General features: G+C 59.7%; 1 protein-coding gene. It reads left to right on the forward strand.

What is annotated here, in order from left to right:
• The first annotated feature begins 235 nt into the window (after positions 1-235).
• The gene (locus RB623_RS30290; protein WP_308060993.1) at positions 236-388 is read left to right on the forward strand and encodes a hypothetical protein; all 153 of its coding nucleotides are present in this window, start codon (positions 236-238) and stop codon (positions 386-388) included.
• The last annotated feature ends 151 nt before the right edge of the window (positions 389-539 follow it).

The following is a 539-nucleotide window of genomic DNA, read 5'->3' on the forward strand; positions in this document are numbered from 1 at the left end:
CGGCGTGAGACGGGCATTCTTATGAATGTTCATTCGGACCCTCCGACGAATCTGAAGCGTGGTAACTCCAGTCTCCTCGGTCAGGTCCGAATGGACAACCTTCTGAAAGCCCACAGCTAACCCACGTGGCAGGAGGACAGCGCGGACACAACAGTGCCCCGATGTTCGCAGGCGCGAGTTTTGTCTTGAAGCCGGCTACAAACACCGCATCGGCAAGTGACCGGACGTCGGCCCGTTGCTGGCGGCGTTCGACGAATTCGTGGAAAACCGCCGGATCGCGCTGCTGCCGATCACCGGCAAGCATGCCGCACTCGTGGCGTCCTATAAGGTGGATCACGGCGATCCGTTCGACCGCATTTGGCGGCACAAGCGGAGATCGAGGACTTGACGCTGGCAACGCAGGATCGGTGGTTCGGGAAGTTTAGAGTCCCCGATAGGGGATCAGGAAACCCCACGCCTTTAGGCGGCTGGGATGGAGACGCATCCGGTGTAGATTGGCTGCATGGAAGAGTACAAGCGTGGCAGCCACACGGTATGGG

The organism is Mesorhizobium sp. LHD-90 (genome assembly GCF_030929505.1).
In the GTDB taxonomy this organism is placed as follows: Bacteria; Pseudomonadota; Alphaproteobacteria; order Rhizobiales; family Rhizobiaceae; genus Kumtagia.